General features: G+C 73.4%; 12 protein-coding genes. 4 read left to right on the top strand and 8 right to left on the bottom strand.

All coding sequences use genetic code 11. The features are described 5' to 3' along the window. Window positions 1–3 precede the first annotated feature (3 nt). Window positions 4–1,116, bottom strand: a complete 1,113-nt coding sequence (locus Val02_RS09495) for an FAD-binding oxidoreductase (protein ID WP_203898582.1) — start codon at window positions 1,114–1,116, stop codon at window positions 4–6. Further along, entirely contained in the window at window positions 1,116–2,582 is a 1,467-nt protein-coding gene (locus tag Val02_RS09490; protein WP_203898581.1) for an FAD-linked oxidase C-terminal domain-containing protein, read from the bottom strand. The genes Val02_RS09495 and Val02_RS09490 overlap by 1 nt, the downstream gene beginning before the upstream one ends. A 58-nt stretch (window positions 2,583–2,640) precedes the next feature. Between Val02_RS09490 and Val02_RS09485 the strand changes: the two genes are divergently transcribed. Beyond that, on the top strand, window positions 2,641–3,363 hold the full coding sequence (locus Val02_RS09485; protein WP_203898580.1) for a FadR/GntR family transcriptional regulator: 723 nt from the start codon (window positions 2,641–2,643) through the stop codon (window positions 3,361–3,363). Here the strand turns inward: Val02_RS09485 and Val02_RS09480 are convergent. Genes Val02_RS09480 through Val02_RS09460 form a run of 5 tightly spaced genes read right to left on the bottom strand, consistent with a single transcriptional unit; the run spans window position 3,349 to window position 14,189 of the window. Beyond that, complete coding sequence (locus tag Val02_RS09480) at window positions 3,349–6,594, bottom strand: chemotaxis protein CheB (protein WP_203898579.1); 3,246 nt, start codon at window positions 6,592–6,594, stop codon at window positions 3,349–3,351. The two genes, Val02_RS09485 and Val02_RS09480, sit on opposite strands and share 15 nt — an antisense overlap. 59 nt (window positions 6,595–6,653) lie before the next feature. Next, window positions 6,654–8,150: a glycosyl hydrolase family 28-related protein gene (locus Val02_RS09475; RefSeq protein ID WP_203898578.1), complete on the bottom strand. Its 1,497-nt coding sequence runs from the start codon at window positions 8,148–8,150 to the stop codon at window positions 6,654–6,656. 2 nt (window positions 8,151–8,152) lie between these two features. After that, complete coding sequence (locus tag Val02_RS09470; protein ID WP_203898577.1) at window positions 8,153–12,178, bottom strand: hypothetical protein; 4,026 nt, start codon at window positions 12,176–12,178, stop codon at window positions 8,153–8,155. Next, window positions 12,175–13,251, bottom strand: coding sequence for a metallophosphoesterase family protein (locus tag Val02_RS09465; RefSeq protein WP_203898576.1), 1,077 nt, complete (start codon window positions 13,249–13,251; stop codon window positions 12,175–12,177). Before Val02_RS09465 ends, Val02_RS09470 begins: the two co-directional genes overlap by 4 nt. A gap of 14 nt (window positions 13,252–13,265) precedes the next feature. Then, entirely contained in the window at window positions 13,266–14,189 is a 924-nt protein-coding gene (locus tag Val02_RS09460) for a matrixin family metalloprotease (RefSeq protein ID WP_203898575.1), read from the bottom strand. Between the two features lie 233 nt (window positions 14,190–14,422). Here Val02_RS09460 and arfA point away from each other — a divergent pair, with 233 nt between their 5' ends. Together arfA and Val02_RS09450 are read left to right on the top strand one after the other, a co-directional pair. Beyond that, on the top strand, window positions 14,423–15,925 hold the full coding sequence (gene arfA / locus Val02_RS09455) for an arabinosylfuranosidase ArfA (protein ID WP_203898574.1): 1,503 nt from the start codon (window positions 14,423–14,425) through the stop codon (window positions 15,923–15,925). Between the two features lie 5 nt (window positions 15,926–15,930). Then, on the top strand, window positions 15,931–17,151 hold the full coding sequence (locus tag Val02_RS09450; RefSeq protein WP_275415558.1) for an FAD-binding protein: 1,221 nt from the start codon (window positions 15,931–15,933) through the stop codon (window positions 17,149–17,151). A 188-nt stretch (window positions 17,152–17,339) separates the two neighbouring features. On the opposite strand, the gene Val02_RS09445 is transcribed toward Val02_RS09450, so the two are convergent. Beyond that, window positions 17,340–17,843: a hypothetical protein gene (locus tag Val02_RS09445; protein ID WP_203898573.1), complete on the bottom strand. Its 504-nt coding sequence runs from the start codon at window positions 17,841–17,843 to the stop codon at window positions 17,340–17,342. A 231-nt stretch (window positions 17,844–18,074) separates the two neighbouring features. Here Val02_RS09445 and Val02_RS09440 point away from each other — a divergent pair, with 231 nt between their 5' ends. After that, window positions 18,075–18,554: a GNAT family N-acetyltransferase gene (locus Val02_RS09440; RefSeq protein ID WP_203898572.1), complete on the top strand. Its 480-nt coding sequence runs from the start codon at window positions 18,075–18,077 to the stop codon at window positions 18,552–18,554. The last annotated feature ends 1 nt before the right edge of the window (window position 18,555 follow it).

Raw genomic sequence — 18,555 nt, 5'->3', positions numbered from 1 at the left:
TACTCAGATCCCTCCCACGAACGTTCCCGGGCGGAAGATCCGGGCCGGGTCCATGCGCGCCTTGACGCGGCGCATGAGGGCGAGCGCGCCGGCGTCGGCGGGCGGCCACGGATCGGCGACCCCGGCGGCGCCGTCGAGCACGGTCGCGCGCGGGAAGATCTCCCGGGATCCGCCGCGCACCCAGGTGAGCCCCAGCGCCGCCCGGGACACCGCGGCGAGGCCGTGCGACCGGGCGGTCGCGAGCACGTCGCCCAGGTCGGCGGGCTTGTGCGGGACCTTCAGGACGGGGCCGTCCGGATCGCGCTGCGCCGCCCGCTGCGCGTTCCACAGCCCCTCGTCGTCCTCTTCCACGTGAACGTCGTCGAGCCCGGCCAATCCGATCCGCCGGGCCCGGTCGGCGGCGGTCCGCCCGGCGAAGCGCAGCAGCAGCCGCCCCGGCCCCTCGGCCGGCCAGCCGATGTCCAGGCACAGCGCCTCCAGCGGCTGCTTGGCGAGGGCCAGCGCCGCACCCGCCAGCACGTGCGGGTCGTCCGACGAACCGAGCACCGTCGCCGTCGGGCCGGGCAGCGGGTGCAGCCGCACGGCCACCTCGGTGACGAGCCCCAGCGTCCCGTAGGAACCGGTGTAGAGCTTGCTCAGGTCGTAGCCCGCGACGTTCTTGATGACCTTGCCGCCGGCCCGGGCCACCGTGCCGTCCGAGAGCAGCACCTCCACGCCGATGACCAGATCCCGCATCCCGCCGAACCGGTGCCGCGCCGGCCCCGAGTCGGCCGTGGCGAGAAGCCCGCCGATCGTGCCGCCGGCCCGTTCCGGGCCGGAAGGCATAGGCCCGGGGAAAGTGGGCGGGTCGACCGCCAGCATCTGGCCGGCGCGGGCGAAGTGTTCCTGCGCGGCGGCCAGCGGCACCCCGGCCTGCAGCACGGCCGTGAAGTCGCCGGGGTTGTGCTCGACGATCCGGTCCAGCGCGCCGGTGTGCAACGCGACCGCGCCGTCCGGGTCCCGCCCGCCCCACGTCGCCCGCGAACCTGCGCCGACCGGCCGCACCGGGGTGCCACCGGCGGCCAGTTCCTTCACGGCGGCCACGGCCTCGTCCATTGTGGACGGTCGGATCTCCATCAGAACCGCTCCGCCAGTCCGGCGATCTCCAGCGGGTGCCGCTTGTACGGCCCCGGCACCTCCCCGCACAGCCGCGGCGTCGGCATCACCTTGCCCGGATTGGCCAACCCGACCGGGTCGAACGCGCACCGCAACCGCTGGAACGCCTCCAGATCCCCCTCGCCGAACATCTTCGGCATGTACTTCAGCTTGTCCACGCCCACCCCGTGCTCCCCGGTGATGGAGCCGCCCGCGTCGAGGCACACGGCGAGGATGGCGCCGGAGAGTTCCTCGGCCCGCTCGGCCTGCCCCTCGACCCGGCCGTCGTAGCAGACCAGCGGGTGCAGGTTGCCGTCGCCGGCGTGGAAGACGTTCGCGACGATGAGGCCGTACTCCTGGGAGAGTGCCTCGATGCGCCCCATAACCTCGGCGAGCCGGGTGCGCGGGATGACGCCGTCCTGCACGAAGTAGTTCGGCGAGACGCGTCCCATCGCGGGGAACGCCGCCTTGCGGGTGCGCCAGAAGAGCGCGCGTTCGGCGTCGTCGCGGCCGACCCGCACGTCGTCCGAGCCGGCGGCCGCACAGATCGCGACGACCTCCTCGAACTGCGCCGCGCACTCGCGTTCGGCCCCGTCCAGCTCGACGAGGAGAGCGGCGCCGCGCCCGACGGGATAGCCGGCGTGCGCCATCTCCTCGACGGCGCGGATCGTCACGGCGTCCATCATCTCGATCGCGGCCGGCACCACGCCGGCGTGCACGATGTCGGAACTGGCCTGCCCGGCCTGCGCGGTCGAGTCGAAGAACGCCACGAGCGTGCGCACCGTCTCCGGCACCGGCACCACGCGCAGCCAGATGCGGGTGGCGATACCGAGCGTGCCCTCCGAGCCGACGAACGCCCCGATGAGGTCGTAACCGGCCGGGTCCGGCTCCGGCCCGCCGAGGGTCACCACCTCCCCGTCGGCGAGGACGAGTTCGAGGCCGGTGACGTAGTTGGTGGTGAAGCCGTACTTGAAGCAGTGCGCGCCGCCTGAGTTCTCCGCGACGTTGCCGCCGATCGAGCAGACCACCTGACTGGAGGGATCGGGTGGGTAGAAGTAGTGCGGTGCGACGGCGGCGGAGACGGCGGCGTTGGTGACCCCGGGCTCGACGCAGACGCGCCCGTTGTCCAGGTCCACCTCGAGCACGCGGGTGAGTCGGGACAGCACGATCAGCACTCCGTCGCCGCGCGGCAGGGCCCCGCCGGACAGCCCCGAACCGGCACCGCGCGCCACCCACGGCACGCCCGCCTCGGCGCACGCGGCGACGACGGCCTGCACCTGGGCGCCGGTGCCGGGCAGCACGGCGACGGCGGGCACCTGCCGGTACTGCAGCAGCCCGTCGGACTCGTAGGTGCGCAGCTGGTGCGGGTGGGTCAGCACCTGGTCGGGCCCGACAACCGCCCGCAGTCGGTCGACCAGCGCGTCATCCGGAACGTTGAACGGGCGCATTGGTTGGACCATAAAGCCACCCTCTCTCGGGGTCAACGATTCCGGTACGGTTCTGCGGATGGCCGCAGACTTCCGCCCCGTCATCGTGCCGCGCGCGTTCGAGGACGTTCTGCGGCAGCTCAAGGATGCCATCGCGGACGGCTCGCTCAATGCCGGTGACCGTCTCCCACCGGAACGCGAGCTGGCCGAACAGTTCCGGGTGTCGCGCACCTCGGTGCGGGAGGCGCTGCGGGTGCTGGAGGCGCTGGGCATCATCGGCGTGCGGCGGGGCGCGGACAACGGCGCCGTGCTGCTGAGCGAGCCGAGCAACGTCTTCACCACCGTTCTCGACCTGCTGGTGACGCTGCGCCACGTGCCCGTGGCCGACGTCGTGGAGTTCCGCGTGATGGTGGAGTCGACGGCGGCCCGGCACCTCGCCGCGCACCGCGTCCCGTCCGTCACGGACGCGCTCGACGCCCTGCTCGTCGAGATGGAGAATCCCGAACTGGCCCGCGCCGACTTCCACCGGCTCGACGCGCTGTTCCACATCGCGATGGTGCGCGCGGCCGGCAACAAGCTGCTCGACCTGGTGGAGACCGCCGCGGACGGCATCCTGCGCCGGCTCATCACCGACGTGGCACTGGTCGGGGCGGACTGGCCGGCGGTGCGCACCCGGCTCATCGCCGAACACCGGGCGATCCACGCGGCGATCGCCGCCGGCGACCCGCACCGCGCCGCCGACCTCGTCACCCGGCACGTCGAGCACTGGGGCGGCCTGGTCGGCGAGCTACGCCCCGGTTAGCAGCCGCCGCTTCAGCTCCTCGTTCAGGGCGAGCAGCGCCTCCTCGGTGCGCTTACGGTCGGTGATGTCGATCAGCACGCCGCGGACCCGTTCGACCGCGCCGTCGGGACCGACGATCACCTCGCCGCGGGCGTGGATCCACCGCGTGCCGGCGCCGGCGACGATGCGGAAGTCGCGCAGGAAATGCCCGCCGCCGGCCCGGGTCACGGCGGCGACCAGGTGCTCCGGCTCGTCCGGATGGCAGCGGCTCTCGAAGTCGTCCAGCGTCGCCTCGACCTCGGGCGGGAAGCCGAACAGCGCGTTGAGCCGGGCCGACGTGCGCAACTGCCGCCCGGGCACGTCGATCTCGAAGTCGGCCGCGGCCGCCGCGTCGAAGACGTAGCGCAGGTAGTCCGCCTGCTCGCGCAGCCGGTCGGCGGCCTCCCGGCGCACCCGCGACAGCGCCAGTTGCGCACCCACGCGCACCAGCAGTTCCCGCGCGGAGAACGGCTTCGCGATGTGGTCGTCGGCGCCGGCGCCCTCCCCCGGCCGGGCCGTCAGCAGGATCAGCGGGACGGCCGCGAGCGTCGGGTCCGCCCGCGCCGTGGCCACGAACGCGGCGCCGTCCCGGTCCGGGGGTGCCGGATCGGCCACGATCAGGTCCGGCGGGTCGGTCCGGGCCCAGGTCAGCGCCGCGTCGGCGTCCGGGGCCACCTCGACCTGCCAGTGCTCGGACAGCAGCCGGCGCAGATAGTCGCGCAGGTCGGCGTTGCCGGCCACGACCTGCACGCGGGACCCGGGCGCCAACTGCCGCACCGTCTCCACCCCGTCGACGATCGGACCGTCGATCGCCTCGCCGCCGGCCGGAACGACCCCCCAGTGCGCGGCCTCCTCCGCCAGCGCGGCCGCCACCGAGACATGCTCCTCCGGCTCCGTGACGGGATCGGCCGCCGGCCGTGCGCCACGCGGGATCCAGACCGTGAACGACGACCCGACGCCCTCCTCGCTGCGCACCCGCACCCGCCCCTGGTGCAGGCCGACGAGTTCGTTGACGAGGGCCAGTCCGAGGCCGGCGCCGTCGTGACTGCGGGCCTTCGTGCCGTGCACCCGGTGGAAGCGGGTGAACAGCCGCGGCTGTTCCTCCGGCGGGATGCCGACCCCGGTGTCGCGCACGGTCAGCTCGGCGTGCAGCGCCCGCAGCCGCAGGTCGACCGTGATCCCGCCGTCGAACGTGAACTTGACGGCGTTCGACAGCAGGTTGGAGACGATCTTCTCCCACATCCGACGGTCGACCCAGACCGGTTCGGACAGGGGTGCGCAGTGCACGGCGAGCGTGAGTCCGGCGGCGCCGGCGACGTCGCCGAAGACCGTGGCGATGTCGACGGTCAGCCGGGCGAGGTCAGTGGGCTCCATCCGGGGGCGCAGGTCGCCGGCGCCGATCCGGGAGAAGTCGAGCAGTTCGTCGACGAGGACGAGCATGCGGCGGGCGTTGCGCGCGGCGAGGTCCACGTCGCCGCCGATCCCGTCGGGCAGGCGGTCGCTGCGGGCGGCCAGCGCCTCCAACGGGCCGAGCACGAGCGTGAGCGGCGTGCGGAACTCGTTGCTGACGTTGGCGAAGAAGTCGAGCTTCGCGTGCTCCAACTCGGCCACGCGCAGCAGCCGGTCGCGTTCCCGCTGACGGGAGCGGGAAGCGGCCAGACCGGCGGCGACCTCGTGCGCGAGGAGTTCGACGAAATCCTGGTAGTCGCCGTCGAGAACGAGGCGCGGGCTGATCCCGACCACCATGACCCCGGCGATCGCCTCGTCGTCGTGGACCGCGGACAGCGGCAGCAGCAGCGCCGCGCGCGGCGACTCCGGCCACGGCCCGGCGTGCAGCCCGGGGAAGCGCACCGTCAGGTCGTCCACCCGGACCGGCCGCCGCTCGCTCAGCACCCGGGCCATCGGCCACGCCGGATGCCCGCCCCGCACGTCGATCGTGTACGGGACCGCCGCGGCGCCCCGGCCGATCCCGGTGGCGGCGCAGAGCCGGGCCTGCGAGTGCGCGCCGTCCACCAGGTAGAGCAGGGCGAACGGCACGTCGTGGCGGTTGTGCCCGAGCGCCGTGGCGGCGCCCTCGCACACCTCGATCGGGGTCCGCGCCGCCGCCAGCGCGGTCGTCAGGTGGCGCAGCGTCGCGAGTCGCCGGGTGCTCAGCACCCGCGCGGTGATCTCCACGGAGGTGCTCAGCACCCCGGCGACCGTGTCGTCGTCGCCGTACAGCGGGCTGCGGTCGGCCGCGTAGAACGCCTCCTCGGCGAATCCGTGCCGCCGCAGCTCGGTCGCCAGCACCTCGTGGTGCACCGCCTCGCCGGTGCGCATGACGTGCTCGTACTGCGGCCCGACCCGCTCCACGAACTCCGGCCAGCACGCCGGCCACGGCACGCCCTGCGCGGGATGGCGGGCGCCGAACAGCGGCACGGCCGCGTCGTTGTAGAGCTGCACCCGTTCCGGCCCCCAGCCGATCACGCACGCGAAGTTCGAGGACAGCGCGGTGCGCACCGCCCCGCGCAGCGCGCGCGGCCAGCTCGACACCGGCCCCAGCGGCGTGGCGGCCCAGTCCACCTCGCGCAGCGTGCGACGCGCCTCGCCGGCCCCGCCGAACAGGTGCTCGACCGCCTCGACCTCGCTGCGCGGGCGCGGCAGCCGGCCGCCGGCGGCCAGGCCGGTGAGCACCGTGCCGATCTCGTGCAGCGGCAGGACCAGGTCGACCGCGCCGGTGGCGACCGCGGCGTGCGGCATCGCCGGCGCCTCGGCGGTGTCCTCGCTCTGCGCGAGCACCGTGCCGCCGGCCAGCTTCACCGCACGCGCGCCGTCGGCGGCGTCGCGCCCCATCCCGGTCAGCACCACCGCGATGCCGCGCCGCCCGCAGGCCGAGGCGACCGAGCGCAGGAACGCGTCGAGCGGCCGCAGCCGCATCGCCGGCTCCATCGGCGTCACCCCGCAGGTGCGGTCCGGGAACACCTCGAGCCGCCGGCGCGGCGGGCAGACGTAGACGCGGCCGGGGAGCAGGCGTTCGCCGGGCCCGATCCAGCTCACCGGCAGGTTGGCGCGGCGCTCGAGGATGTCGACGAGCGTGCTGCCGTGGCCGCCGAGGTGCTGCGCCACCACGACCGCCGCACCGAACCCGTCCGGCAGGTCACGCAACACCCGGCTGATCGCGTCCAGCCCACCGGCGGAGGTCACCAGCGCCACCACGTCGAACGGGCGATCCATCGCACCTCACCTCCCGCGGGGCGACGCCTCACGCTACCCCGCCGGCGGCGAGCGACGCGTCACCGCGGGTGATACTCCACCCCACCGGGCACTCCGGTCACACGGTTGTCGCGCAGAACTGTCCGGTCGGTCGGGGGCGCGTAGCGGGCGCCGACGCTGATGCCGTAGCGGGTCAGCGCCGGCGTGCGGGTGTCGGTGACCGCGTTGCCGGTGACGGTGTCGCCGCTGCCCGCCGCCACGGCGATGCCGACCGGTTCCAGCAGGGCGCATCCCGAGTTGTAGGTGTCGGCCGCGTCGGTGCCGGCGTCGACGACGACGTTGTCGGTGACGGTGTCCGGCCGCGTGCGCGCGCCCGGTTGGCAGGCCGTCACGAGGATCGCCACGCGGGCCGCGCCGGTGACCGTGTTGCGGGCGATCACGTTTCCGCCGCCGGGCCGGTTCGACACGCCGGGGCGGTCGCTGTAGCGCAGGTTGATGCCCCACACCGCGCCGTCGATGCGGTTGTCGGTGACGCTCACCCCGCTCGGGTTGTGGTTGCCGTATTCCGCGGCGCTCTCGTACCCGGCGTTGGACAGGACGTTCAGGCCGCCGCCGGTGATGCTGCCCCGGGTGAACGTCGCGTCGGTGACGCCCTCCAGGAAGACCGATCCGGTCAGGCTCACGTTGCCGTCGACGCGCACCCCGCTCGCCCGGGCGATGTCGATGACGTTGCCGACGAGCGTGGCGTCGAAGCGGTTGCCGCTGAGGGTGATGCCGTTCGTGGCGCAGCCGCCGCCGACGTTGTCCTCGCCGCCGGAGCCGGTGCCGGGGGCGCGGTTGTCCCAGCGGTTGTCGAGGATCCGGACGTCCTGCGCCGCGCAGATCCAGAGCTTGAAGTAGTTCAGGCCGGTGAAGCGGGTCCGGGTGACGGTCCAGCGGGTGCCGACGGAGATGCCGCCGCCGCGGTTGTGCACGCAGCTGCCGGTGTAGGCGCCGTCCGCGCAGGCGCTCCGGCGACGGCCGCCGTCGACGGTCAGGTCCCGTACGGTCACGTCGGTCGCCGTCGCGCTCTCCGGGCTGACCACGTAGTCGAACGAGAAGTTCGCCAGATGCGCCCAGGAGAGCAGGAGGGTCGTCCTCGCCATGCCGGCGCCGGCGAGCGTCTGCCCGGCGCGCAGCCGCAGCGGGCGGCTGAAGAGGTAGGTGCCGGCCGGCACGAGCACCGTCCCACCGGCCTTCACCGCGGCCTCGAAGGCGGCGCTGTCGTCCGCGCCGTCGTCGGGCCGCGCGCCGAAGCGGATCGGGTCGGCGCACACCGTCCCCTGTGGACAGTCGGCGACCGGCGGCGCGGCGAGCAGGTCGTACGCGGGGCTCACGGCGGCGGCGCTCGGGGTGGGTGCCGGGCTCTGCGACACCGGTGCGCGCGCCGGCTCGGGCTCCGGTGCGGGCCGCGCGAGCGCCGCCGGTGCCGGAGCGGGTGCGGGTGCGACCCGGGGGCCCGGCGCGGCGCTACCGTCCACAGTGGACAGCAGCGCCAGCACCAGGACCCCCACGAGCAGTCCGGCCGGCCGTCGCATCGTCAGTCGACGACGGGCCGGGTGGGATAGGCCGACGCCGGCCCCTCCCCGAACGACGCCAACCCGCGCACGCCCCAGCAGAGCACCTTCGCCGACGTCAGCAGCGCGCACGTGGTGGCGCCGTTGGTGCTGACGGCCGCCATCGGCAGGAGCCCGCCGGCGATGTAGAGCACCTGCGGCGACGCCTCGGCCGCGCGGGTCATCCCGTTGCCGGTCGCGCCCTGGGCGGCGGCGCCGAAGCACCAGCCCTGGGCGTTCGGGCTCTTGACGCAGGTGACGTCGCCCGCGGCGCTGACCTTGGTGCTGCTCATCGCCGGCACCGTCGTCGGCGCGGCGCGGTCCTTCGTGTCGCCGACGCCCAGTTGGCCGGCGTTGTTGGCGCCGAAGCACTGGAGCACCGACGAGGTGGTGCGCACCACGGCGCAGGTGTGCGCCCGCCCCGCGCCGATCGCCTGCGCGCCGCTGAGCCCGACGACCTTGCGCGCCTTCGTCGCGTTGCCGGTGCCGCCGACCTGGCCGGAGCCGTTCTCGCCGAAGCACCACACGGCGCCGCTGCCGGCCGTCGTGGCCGCGTACCGGTCGATGACGCAGCCGTGGCGGGTGCCCATCGCGGCGAGCACGATGCCGGTGACCGGGGTGCCGGCCTCCGTCACCACCTGCGCCGGTGCCGACCGGGCGGCCTGGCCGGTGAGCCCGGCGCCGAGGAGGTCCGAACGGCCGAAGCACCACACCGTGCCGTCCGACTTGCGGGCACAGGTCGCCAGGTCACCGACGTACGCCTCGCTGACGCCGGTGAGCGCCACCTTCGAGACGCCCACCGTGGCGCCGCTCGCCTGGCCGGCCTGGCCGGAGTCGTTCGCGCCCCAGCAGTACAGCTCGTTGGTGGTGGTGTTGACGCACGCGGTGCGCGCGCCGACCGCCACGGAACGGGCCTGCGACGTGCCGGGCAGCGCCACCTTCACCGGCGTCGGCACCGGCACACCCGGCGCGGCGCCGGCCGCTCCGGAGGCGTTCGGGCCCCAGCACCACACCGCCGCCGAACGGATCATGCACGAGGCGTCCGTGCCGACGACGAGCTGCGTGGCGCCGCTCAGGTTGCCGATGGCCGCGCTCGGCATGGTCGCACGGCCGAACCCGCCCAGCCCCAACTGCCCGTCGCGGTCGGCGCCGAAGCACCACAGCGAACCGTCCCGGGTCAGCGCGCACGTGCTGGCACCGCGGCCCGCGGCGACGTACGTGGCGGTGTCGAGGTTGAGCACCGGCACCGGCGCCGAACGATCCACGCCCGCCCCGTCGCCGAGCTGCCCCGCGCCGCCGGCCCCGAAGCAGCGGGCCTGTCCGGACAGCAGCGTCGCGCAGGTGTACCGGTCGCCGGCGCTCACCGCGACGGCCGGCAGCAGGTCCACAGTGGACGGTGCGCCGGTGGCGACCGGACGCCCGAGCTGTCCGGCGTCGCCCGCGCCGAAGCAGCTCACCGCGCCGCTGCCGGCCGACGGGGCGCCGGTCAGCACGCAGGTGTGGTCGGTGCCGGCGGACACCTGAGCCACGCCGGCCAGCCCGCTCACGCGCACGGCTCCCGTGCGGTTGGCCGACGGCGCGCCCGAGGCCTGGCCCTTGTCGTCGGCGCCCCAGCACGCCACCGTCCGGTCGGCGAGCAGCGCGCACGCGTGCCGTTCGCCCACGGCCACGTCGGTGGCGGCGGCCGGCAGCGTGATGCGCACCGGCGACGCACTCGTGGTGGTGGCGCCGAGCTGACCCGCTGACGACGTTCCCCAGCAGAAAACGGAACCGGCGGAGACCGCGCACGCGACCGATCCGCCCGCGCCCACGGCGGACACACCGGTCAGCCCCTGCACGACGGCCGGCAGGGCGGGCGCGGACGCCCCGGGGACGGCGCCCCAGCACCAGAGCCGCGCGTCACCGGCCACCGCGCACGCGAACGCCTTGCCGGCGGCCAGCTTCGTCACGCCGGTCGGACCCACGACGATCACCGGCCCGTTGACGCTCACCGCGGTCGAACCGTCGCCGACCTGGCGGCTGCCGTTGGCGCCCCAGCAGCGCACCCCGCCGTCGGCGTGCGTCGCGCAGGCGAAGTCCGACCCGAGCGCCACCGCCCGCCACGGGGCCAGCGGCGCGGCGACCGCCACCGCCGACAGCGCGGAACGCCCACCGTCGGCGTAGAGCGCCTGCACCTGGTACCGGTACACCTTCCCGTCGGTCAGCGAACGCTGCGGCAAGGTGCGCGCAGTGGTTTGCAGCACCTCGGCGCCGTCCCGCAGGATCCGCCACGAGGCGACGGCCCGCGTCGACGCCGTGCCGAACGTCAGCAGCGCCTCCTCGTGCCCGGACGCGGCCGTGAGCGTCGGCGCGTCGACGCCGGTCGCCACGGGCGTCGCCGTGACGGCCTGGGACGGGGCCGACTCCACGCCGCGCCCGTCCAGCGCGGTGACCGCGAACGAGTACGCCTTTCCGTTGTCCAGCGCGGCGTCGCGGGCCGTGAGCGCGGTTGTCTCGGCCACCTGCACGCCGTCGCGGTACAGCCGGTAGCGCGCCGCCGGGGGCACGTTCGCGCGCCAGGTGAGCGTGACCTCGCTGTCGGCGACGTCGGCGCGCAGCCCGGTGGGGACGTCCGGCGGGATCGCCTTCGGCGTGGCCGTCACCACCGGCGAGGGCGGCGACTCCTGCTCGTCACCGGAGAGCGCCACCAGCTGGTACCGGTACGTGGTGTCGTTCCGCACCGATGTGTCCACAAAGGACAGTGCGTTGCTGATGATGCCGCCGACGCGCACGCCGTCGCGCAGCACGCCCCACTTCGTGATGCCGGTGACGGCCGGCCAGGTCAGCGTCACCTGGGCGTCGCCGGCGACCGCGACCGGCGCGGACGGGGCCGCCGGCGGCAGCGCCGGAACGGCACTCACCGGCGCGCTCTCCGGGCCGACCGCGCGGTTGGCGTTCTGGGCCAGCAGCGTGTACGTGTAACGCAGGCCGTTCTCCAGGCCGCGGTCGGTGTACGTGGTGTCAGTGCCGGGGATGTCGGCGACCTTCACGCCGCCCCGGCGCAGTTCGTAGGCGGCCACCGGATCGGTCGGGGCCGGCCAGGTCAGCAGCACCGCGCCGTTGCGCCCCTGGGCCAGCAGCGGGCCGGGCGCCGCCGGGATCGCCAGCGGGGTGACGGACTTCGCCGGCGACAGCGCCGAGAGCTGACCGCCGACGACCGCCTGGATCTGGTACTTGTACACGGTCGCGTTCTTCAGCCCGGTGTCGGCGACCGTCGTGGCCGTACCGGGCACCGACTTCAGCAGCTTCGCGTCGCGGTACAGGTTGTACTGCTCGGTGCCGGCGGTCGGCAGCCACACGAGATCCACGCGGGCGTCGCCGCCGGTGGGCGTCAGCCCGAACGGGCTCTTCTGCACCAGGCTCGTCGGCACCAGCGTGGCCGTCACCGGCTTCGACGGGGTGCCGTTGACGTTCAGCGTCTCCAGCGACAGCAGCACGGAGACGTTGTTGGCGAGGTTCTTCACGGTGACGACGCCGGCCTGGGCCGGAACGGTCGCCACGACGGCGCCGTTGACGGTGGCGCGCACCTTCTGGGCGATCGTGTTCTTCGGCAGCGCCCACGTGACGGTGGCCTGCCGGTCCTGGTTGCGAACGGCCACCCCGGTCAGCGCCGGCGGCGGCGCCTGCGGCGTCACCTTCACCTCGGTGCTCGGCTTCGTCTTCGCGCCCTTCGCGTCGACGCTGCGCACCACATAGAAGTACGTCTTGCCGTTGGTGACACTGGTGGTCGACCACGTGGTCGCCTTCACCCTGGTCGCGACGACCACGCCGTCGCGGATCACCTCGTGGCTGACCGCACCGACCGGCGGCGTCCAGGAGAGCGAGACGGTCGCGCTGCCCACGGTCGCCTTGAGGTCGGTCGGGCCCGGCCCGGGCTCGGTGACCACCACGGCGAAGGCGGCGGCCGCCATCAGCACGGCACCCGAGACGCTGACGCCGACGAAGCCGAAGCGGGCGAGGAGATTCTTCATCGACACGTCCCCACGCCCGTGTCCACGAACGGCGGCGCACCGGTCTCGGCCTGCGCGAACTTCCACGTGTAGCTGCTCTCGTCCAGGCGCATGAACAGCGCGCCGAACAGCGCCTGCGCCGGGTTGGCGTACTTCGCCTCGACCTTGCCGGCGAGGTCGGGGCGGTCCGCCTCGCTGGCGATGTCGTAGTTGTTGGCGCCGCCCGTCCCGACGATGAAGTTGCGCATGCCCTGCGCCTCCGGCACCACGGTCGGCGGCACCATCTCCGCGCCGTTGATCTCCGCCCGGCCGAGCGGCGCGAAGCGCTGGTAGCCGTGGTCGTGGCTGGTGAGCACGACGTCGACGCCCCGGTCGAGCAGGAAGTTCCACACCGGGGTCATGGGCGTGTAGGCGCCGTGGTGGCCGAGCGAGTAGAGCGGGTGGTGCCAGTAGGCCAACGAACACTTCGTCGGGTGGGCGGCCAGGTCGGCGGCGAGCCACTGCATCATCGGGTGGCTGTCGTCGCACGGCTTGCCGCCGGTGCACTGGATCGAGTTGAGCGAGACGAGGTGCCAGGCGCCGACGTCGTAGCTGTAGGCGCCGGCCGCGTAGGGCCCGAACGGGTTGTTCTCCCCGGCCATGGCGCCGAAGTAGTCGTAGTAGTCGCGGGCGTTGGGCGTCTTGTACTCGTGGTTGCCCGGCGTCGGCCGCGTGATCGCCTTGTACTTGCCGAAGAACTGGTCGTACACCTGGGTGAACTCGTCCATCCGGCCGTCCTCGTACTGCAGGTCGCCCAGCGGCAGGAACGCCGCGAGCCGCTGGTTCTCCAGCAGGTCGGCGACGGCCTTCTCGCGGCAGCCGGCCAGGGTTCCCTCGCCGCCCTTGTACTGGGTGTTGGACGGCGCGCAGGCGATGTCGCCGACGGTGGCGATCAGCGGCCCGTTGCCGGTGCCGAGCTGCTGCGGCGCGGCCACCCGGGTCGGCGTCGAACCGGTCTGCCCGGTGGCGACCGCGGCGACGGCGGCGACCGGCAGGATCATCAGCGCGCTGACGAACCCGGCGGTGAGGAGTGTGCGCCTGCTCGGACGCTTCATGTCGATGATCCCCTTCAGCCGGCCAGGCAGCCGGCGGACTTGCCGAGCGCCTTGAGGCCGGCGCGGTCCACGGTGGAGTAGATGGGCTCTTCCTTGGACTCGGTGACCCGGCCGTACATGACGTCGTCGGCGCGGGTGGAGTCGGCGAGTCCGGCGACGTGGCCGAGTTCGTGCATCAGCAGGGCGCCGCGCGAGACGCCGGAGACGAAGCCGGGCGCCATGGCGTTCAGCTTGGCGGCGTCCAGCACGATCGTGCCGCCGACGATCACGGGCCCGTTCGCGGTCTGCGTCCACTTCACGTCGACGCCCGACCAGCCGTCGAGCAGGTCGGTCTGCGGCGCGCTCGCGAAGGCGAAAAGCAGCGTCGGATCGGTCCCCCGGTTCTTGACCGGGGCCGCCGTGCTCTCGCCCGCGTAGGTGAACGGGATCCCGGTGGCCACCGACACCCGGCGCACCGCCTCGGCGATGTCCTCCTCGGCGCGCGAGGGCGCGTTGGCCGGGTTGATCCGGTAGCTGACGCTCGCACACGGGTTGAGCCGCGCGGCCCGCCCCTGGGCGTCCACGTACAGCAGCTTGTACAGGGCCCCGCCCGCGGTGGGGCTGGGCGCCGCCTTCGTGGTCCGGGGCGCACTCGTCGCGGGCTCGGTGCCCACCGGCACCGTGGGCAGGTCAGTGGGTTCGTCGCTGCTGACCGGCACCTCGACCGGCGGCGGGCCGGACGACGACGCGGCGGCCTCCGACGGGGACGGCGACGCGGCGGCGGTCTCCCGGCCGGCCGTCGGCACCGGGTCGTCGCCGTGGCGGGTGACGATCAGCGGAACGGCGATCGCCAGCGTGGCGGCGAGCGCACCCGTGAGCACCCGCACCACCAGGTACTGCCACGCGCCCGCGACGCCCTCCCGCAGGGACGCCAGGAGCCGCCCCATGAGCCCGCGCACTGTGCCCTCCCCGGTCCGCCTCCAGTCGACAAGGTCGAACCTAGAAGCGGACAGGGTCGGTAATCGGGTCAGGAGAGGTGCGAAACGGTTGCTACTTCAGGCTTCCGAACCGCACCACCAGGAACGCCACGATCACCGGGAGCACCGTCCCCGGTGGCCCCGCCATCATCAGCGGGAGAGGTTGACGACGATCTGGTTACCGTTAACACTCAACCCCAAAAAGGGGAGAACCATTGGCCACGCCCGCCCGCGCCCGCCTCACCCTCGACCCCACCGCCCGCGTCGGACCGGTGCGCCGCCGCACGTTCGGCAGCTTCGTCGAGCACCTCGGCCGCTGCGTCTACACCGGCGTCTTCGAGCCCGACCACCCGACCGCCGACGCCGACGGGTTCCGCGCCGACGTGCTCGCCCTCGTGCGCGAGCAGGGCGTCAGCGTCGTGCGCTACCCCGGTGGCAACTTCGTCTCCGGCTACCGCTGGGAGGACGGCGTGGGCCCGGTCGAGCAGCGGCCGACCCGCCTGGACCTCGCCTGGCACAGCACCGAGCCCAACACGTTCGGGCTGGACGAGTTCGCCAAATGGTGCGCCAAGGCCGGCGTGGAGCCGATGATGGCCGTCAACCTCGGCACGCGCGGCATCCAGGAGGCACTGGACCTGCTGGAGTACGCCAACATCCGGTCCGGCACCACGCTCTCGGACCGCCGCGTGGCGCACGGGGCCAAGGAGCCGTACGACATCCGGATGTGGTGCCTGGGCAACGAGATGGACGGCCCGTGGCAGGTCGGCCACACCACCGCCGCCGAGTACGGCCGGCTCGCCGCGCAGACCGCCCGCGCCATGCGCATGGTCGACCCCCGGCTCGAACTGGTCGCCTGCGGCAGCTCCGGCCGCGGGATGCCGACGTTCGGGGCCTGGGAGGCGACCGTCCTGGAGGAGGCCTACGACGAGGTCGACCTCATCTCCTGCCACGCCTACTACGAGGAGAAGGAGGGCGACCTCCAGAGCTTCCTCGCGTCCGCGGAGGACATGGAGCAGTTCATCGGCGCCGTCGCCGCCACGGCCGACGCCGTGCGCGCCCGCAAGCGCAGCGCCAAGCGCGTCGACATCTCCTTCGACGAGTGGAACGTCTGGTACATGAAGCGGTTCCACGACCAGGGGGCGCCGGCGGACTGGCCGGTCGCGCCGCCGCTGCTGGAGGACCACTACAACGTCGCCGACGCGGTCGTCGTGGGCAGCCTGCTGATCACGCTGCTGCGCAACACCGACCGGGTCGCCGCCGCGTGCCAGGCGCAGCTGGTCAACGTCATCGCGCCGATCGTCACCGAGCCGGGTGGGCGGGCGTGGCGGCAGACCACGTTCCACCCGTTCGCGCAGGCGTCCCGGCACGCCGTCGGCGACGTGCTGCGCACCGCAGTCGAATCGCCCACCGTGGAGACCGCCGAGTTCGGTGCGGTGCCGATGCTGCATGCCGTCGCCACCCACTCCCCGGCCGACGGCCGGATGACGGTGTTCGCCGTCAACAGGTCCGTGGACACCCCGCTCGCCGTCGAGCTCCCGCATGTTCCGGTGGAACGGCTCGACGTCTCCACGCTCAGCGATGCGGACCCGTACGCGCGAAACACGGCCGACGACCCGGATCGGGTGCGTCCGCGCCCCAGCCAGGACTGGACGGTCGACGGGGACACGGTGCGGGTGGTGCTTCCACCCCTGTCCTGGAACGTCATCCGGCTAGGCTGACTTTCATGACGCTCAGGAACTGGGCCGGAAACGTCGAGTTCACCGCCGCGCGCGTGCACCGTCCGTCCACTGTGGACGAGCTGCGGTCGGTCGTGGCCGGGGCATCCTCGGTGCGCGCGCTCGGCACCGGCCACTCGTTCAACCGCATCGCCGACGGCCCCTCCCTGGTGTCGGTCGCGGGACTGCCGCCGACCGTCGACCTCGACGGCAGCACCGTCACCGTGGCGGCCGGCGTGCGCTACGGCGAGCTGGCGCGGCACCTGCACGCGGCCGGGTACGCGCTGCACAATCTCGGTTCGCTGCCGCACATCTCCGTCGCCGGCGCCGTCTCGACCGGCACGCACGGCTCGGGCGACCGCAACGGCAGCCTGGCGAGCGCGGTCGCCGCCCTGGAACTGGTCGACGCGTCGGGCGGGATCGTCACGCTGCGACGCGGCACCGAGGAGTTCGACGCGGCGGTCGTGGGGCTCGGGGCGTTCGGGGTCGTCACGCGGGTCACGCTCGACGTCGAGCCCACCTACGAGGTGCGCCAGTACGTCTACGACGGGCTGCCCTGGCCGGAGGTGACCGGCAGCCTGTTCGAGGCCGGGTACAGCGTGAGCGTCTTCACCGCCTGGGCCGGCGACGAACGCAACCAGGTGTGGGTGAAGCAGCGGGTGCACGAGGAGCCGCCGCCGGCCACGCTCGCCGGGGCGGTGCGCGCCGACGGCCCCCGCCACCCGGTTCCGGGCATGCCGGTGGAGAACTGCACCGTCCAGGGCGGCGCACCGGGCCCCTGGCACGAACGCCTGCCGCACTTCAAGCTGGAGTTCACGCCCAGCAGCGGCGAGGAACTGCAGTCGGAGTACCTGATCGACCGCCGGCACGCCCCGGACGCGTTGGCGGCCCTGTACGACGTGCGGGAGAAGATCGCCGCCGTGCTGCAGGTGTCGGAGCTGCGCACGATCGCCGCCGACCCGCTGTGGCTGAGCATGAGCCACGACCGCGACAGCCTCGCCGTGCACTTCACCTGGATCGCCGACACGGCAGCGGTCCTGCCCGTGGTGCGCCTCGTCGAGGAACGGCTCGCCCCGTTCGCCCCCCGCCCGCACTGGGGCAAGGTGTTCACGGTCCCCGGCGCCGAACTGCGCACCCGCTACGAGCGCTGGTCGGACTGGGCGGCGGCGGTCGTGCGGGCCGATCCGGCCGGCAAGTTCCGCAACCCGTACCTCGACGACCTCCTCTGAACCCGTTCGACCCTCGCGCGGATACATCCCTACCCGGTCCGGGTGGCCGCGGAGGTCGGCGCGGGTGCTGCGCGGCGTGCTGCTGCTGATCGCCTGGGGCGCCCTGTCCCATCCGGAGGTCGCCGCGCGATCGGACGAGCCGGGCGAGGATCCGGGGTCTCGTGCCGGCCCCGCCCCGGCCGGGCACGTCACGCCGGGACGCAGTCCACCGCGACCTCGGGCGGCGTCGACGGTTCGATGCCGGACACCGGAGTGACGAACGCCCGATCCACCGCGTTCGACCACATGGAGCTGTGCTTCCCCCAGAACTCCCGGAAGAACGGGCTGTTCAGATACACGAAGCGAAAGTAGCGCTCCCAGTCTCCCGAATAGCTACCCAGCACGACCTGACAGTTGACGCACATCTCAGCGAGGTTGGCGATAGCGGTCGCGACCGAGATGAGGTCAGCGTGGTCGCCGCCGTCCTCAATCACCGGCTTGCCCCCGTGAAAGTAGGACCACAGATGCGGGCGCTCGATGAAAATCTTGTCGAACTCGATCCATTGGATCGTGATGTTCTGATAAAACTGCGCATTGCTGACCTGCTCAGCGTGTGCCACCTGGCGCCGCAGAAGGTATCCCTGCCACAGGGCTGCGACGAGTGCCGCGACGGCAACCACCACGCCGGCGACGCTGATAATGACGGCGCTCAACGATCCTCCACTGCAATCGGATCAGCTCATGGTGGATGGCTCGGCCATCTCTCCGCCGGCACCGAAACCACCTCACTTAGGCACATCAGCGAGGAAAGCGCATCGACGTTTCACCCCCTCGGGTGACAGCGCCGCAGGAGAATTAAGACGGCGCTCAGGTACCTGCGATCCCGTAGGCCCCGGCGATGCAAGTACGTTGACCGTCCCACGCGGTGGGGTGACCATCCTCGCGTGACGGATGAATCGGCGGTGTCGGTGTGCCTGCTCGCCGACCGCCCCGACCTCATCGCGCCGGTCGGCCTCCTGCGCTGGCGCGAGTGGGGCCGCCACCCCGAGCAGGACGACCCGGAGTTCTGGATCGGGACGACCCGCGAGGAGGCCGGCCGCGACGGGCTGCCGTTCACCGTGGTCGCGGTCGACGCGGACGGTGCGGCCGTCGGCGTGGTCGGCCTCGGTGAGTTCGATCATGCCGAACTGCGTGCGCACAGCCCCTGGGTCATGGGAATGGTCGTCGAGCCGGCCCGGCGGGAGAAGAACATCGGCCGCACCCTGATGGCCGAGCTGGAGGCCCGCGCCGCCCGGCTGGGGTACCGGCAGCTGTGGGTCTCCACGGAGATCGCCGCCGGCTTCTACGAGCGCTGCGGCTGGGAACGCGTCGGGACGGCCCAGGTCACCGAGGGCCCGGTGGAGCTGCTCACCAAGCGGCTGTAGC

Origin of the sequence: Virgisporangium aliadipatigenens (assembly GCF_016863615.1) — a bacterium.
Lineage (GTDB): Bacteria > Actinomycetota > Actinomycetes > Mycobacteriales > Micromonosporaceae > Virgisporangium > Virgisporangium aliadipatigenens.
Note: the sequence above shows the minus strand (reverse complement) of the source record. Positions and strands in the feature narration are given on the sequence as shown.